We start from the raw sequence: 2516 nt of genomic DNA on the forward strand, positions 1-2516 counted from the left end.
GGGAAGGTGAGGCTGGATCGCTTCCCACTCCGCATCCGACAGCCAATAAACGTCCCGCTTCCTTGCCATCCGAATACCTCCGGAAAACAAGGAATCAGACCCCCGCTGACCACGAAACATCAATTGGGTTTCGACCCTAGCTGGCCTTTCTGGCGCGGCTCTGGGCGAGACGATCTCTGTCGCCGTTCATCTCGAGAATGTTGACGTGGTGGGTGATGCGATCGAGCAGTGCGCCGGTGAGGCGCTCGGATCCCAGGGTTTCCGTTTATTCGTCGAAAGGCAGATTGCTGGTGATCAGGGTGGCACCGCGCTCTTAGCGTTGCGAGCTCAGCTCGAACAGCAATTCCGCCCCGGTCTTCGACAGTGGCACGAAGCCCAGTTCGTCGATGATCAGCAGCTTGTAGGCGGCCATCTGCTTCTGGAAGCGAAGCTGTCGCCGCTCGTCTCGGGCCTCCATCATCTCGCTGACCAGGGCGGCAGCTGTGGTGAAGCCGACGGACAGGCCTTTCTGGCATCCGGCGAGGCCGAGGCCGAGCGCGACATGCGTCTTGCCCGTGCCGCTGGGACCGAAAGCAATGACGTTCTCGCGCCGCTCGATCCATTCGCAGCGCGCCAGTTCCAGCACCTGCATCTTGTTGAGCTTCGGAATGGTGGCAAGGTCGAAGCTTTCCAGCAGTCGAAGAACCTGCACATATTCCCGCCGCCCGTGCCTGGCTATGCGGCCGTCCATCAGGCGGCGCAGCGTCGCGAATTCCTCGGGAAGGTCCCAGCCCTGGAGAGGAGCGGCCTGATCCAGAGAATTGATCTTCTGCTCGATCAGCGGCAGGTAATGGACGGGATCGAAGACAACGTCTTCCCGGTCCCAGCACCGCGGATCACGGGCAATGATCTCGCCACGGCGGCCGATCACCACCTTATCGACATAGCCCCGAACCCAGACGTCTTGATGGCCGTAGGCGACCGGCACGGAATAGTCCTTGGTCTTGTAGCGGACGAGCGACTGGGCCGTCACAACAGCGCTGGCCTGGTCGCAGGCGTCAAACGGCGACGCCGGCAAGGGACGCATGGCATCCAGGTCTCGCTAGCCGTTCGCCGATTGTCTCGCTCTCGCCCCGCAGCTTGTCGCGCTGGCGTTTGCGGTACTGCTCTTCCAGAAAGATATTGAACGCATCCCATGTCGGAAACTGCGGGATCGGCACCATGAAGTTGCGCCGGGCGTAGCCGACAAGGCCCTCGACATTCCCTTTGTCGTTGCCTTTGCCCGGACGCCCATAGCGATCCCGGATCAGGTAGTGGGACAGGAAGCCGCTGAACAGCGCCGCCCGCTTGCGTGTTCCGTCGGGCGGGATCCTGGCCACAAGGCAACGGTCATTGTCATAGACGATCGACTGTGGCACGGCCCCGAAGAAGGCGAACGCGTGGATGTGGCCATCCACCCAGGCCTCGGCTACCGCCGCCGGATAGGCCCGCACGTAGCAGCCGTCACTATGCGGCAAATCCAGCACGAAGAAGCGCGCCTTCTGCTCGACAGCGCCGATGATCACCGTCGCCTCACCGAAGTCGGCTTGTGCATGGCCGGGCGGATGAGCCAGCGGCACGAACACTTCCTGCCGGCGTTGGTCCCGCTCGCGCATATAATCCTTGATGATCGTGTAGCCGCCGGTGAACCCGCACGCGTCACGCAGCCGGTCGAACACCCGCTTGGCCGTATGACGCTGCTTGCGCGGCATCTCCATGTCCGCTTCGAGCCAATGCTCGATCGTCGACACAAAGGCGTCCATCTTCGGCCGACGCACCGGCGCCTGACGCCGGTAGCCGGAGGCGTCGAATAGGCCAGCATCTTCGAAACGCTGTGGCGCGATAGGTTGAAATGCCTCGCTGCCAGGCGCTGCGTCATCCCCTCCGAGCAAGCCAGACGGACCTTCAGATATAATGCAACGGTGTAGATCCCCTGTCCCTCCTGCGATCATTACAGAAAGGAAATAGGTGGCCGGGTTTTACTCCGCCCGCAGCAGCATTAGCCCCCCCGTTACCGTGGCCAACTTTTGCACCGCCGCTCTCAGGCATCGGCAAGTCGGCTTTGCAACAATCGCGCCTGGGGAAAGATCAAGGCGCATCAGGAACGCGAATACCCTGCCCGCGCTTTCGCGCTCAACCTCGAAAACCCGGATTTCGCGGCCCTTGCCCGCTCCTATGGCGCGCTTGGCGAGGTGGTGGAAAAGACGGCCGATTTCGCAGAAAGTCTTGCGCGCGCCCGTGCCTTTGCCCGTGAGCACAACCGCCCCGCCCTGCTGGAGTTGCGCTATGACGTGGAATACATCACGCCCGATACCCGCCTCAGCCAGATCACGGAAAACGCGCTGGCCCGATCCGCGCAGCCCTAGGCTCAGGACTCATTGGTCAGATCCAGAAGATGACGGCTGCGGCGATGCATATCGCTGAGAAGAAGGTGTGAGCGCATCGGTCGTAGCGTGTGGCGATGCGGCGCCAGTCCTTGAGCTTGGCGAACAGGTTCT

General features: G+C 62.1%; 2 protein-coding genes and 3 pseudogenes. 1 reads left to right on the top strand and 4 read right to left on the bottom strand.

Going from position 1 to position 2516, the window contains the following annotated elements; genetic code table 11:
• Nucleotides 1-136: 136 nt before the first annotated feature.
• The 3 genes and pseudogenes from AC5XE7_RS20725 to istA all read right to left on the bottom strand — a co-directional run.
• Nucleotides 137-739: pseudogene (locus AC5XE7_RS20725) on the bottom strand (ATP-binding protein); the annotation flags it as partial.
• Between the two features lie 159 nt (nt 740-898).
• A pseudogene (locus AC5XE7_RS20730) lies at nt 899-1066 on the bottom strand (Mu transposase domain-containing protein); the annotation flags it as partial.
• Nucleotides 1038-1781: an IS21 family transposase gene (gene istA / locus AC5XE7_RS20735; RefSeq protein WP_495367424.1), complete on the bottom strand. Its 744-nt coding sequence runs from the start codon at nt 1779-1781 to the stop codon at nt 1038-1040. The gene istA and the pseudogene AC5XE7_RS20730, both read right to left, overlap by 29 nt.
• Before the next feature lie 264 nt (nt 1782-2045).
• Here istA and AC5XE7_RS20740 point away from each other — a divergent pair, with 264 nt between their 5' ends.
• Nucleotides 2046-2384, top strand: a complete 339-nt coding sequence (locus tag AC5XE7_RS20740; protein WP_495367425.1) for a thiamine pyrophosphate-dependent enzyme — start codon at nt 2046-2048, stop codon at nt 2382-2384.
• Between the two features lie 16 nt (nt 2385-2400).
• Here the strand turns inward: AC5XE7_RS20740 and AC5XE7_RS20745 are convergent.
• A pseudogene (locus AC5XE7_RS20745) lies at nt 2401-2516 on the bottom strand (IS5/IS1182 family transposase); the annotation flags it as partial.

This window comes from Aquamicrobium sp. YD-1-mutant5, from assembly GCF_059509755.1.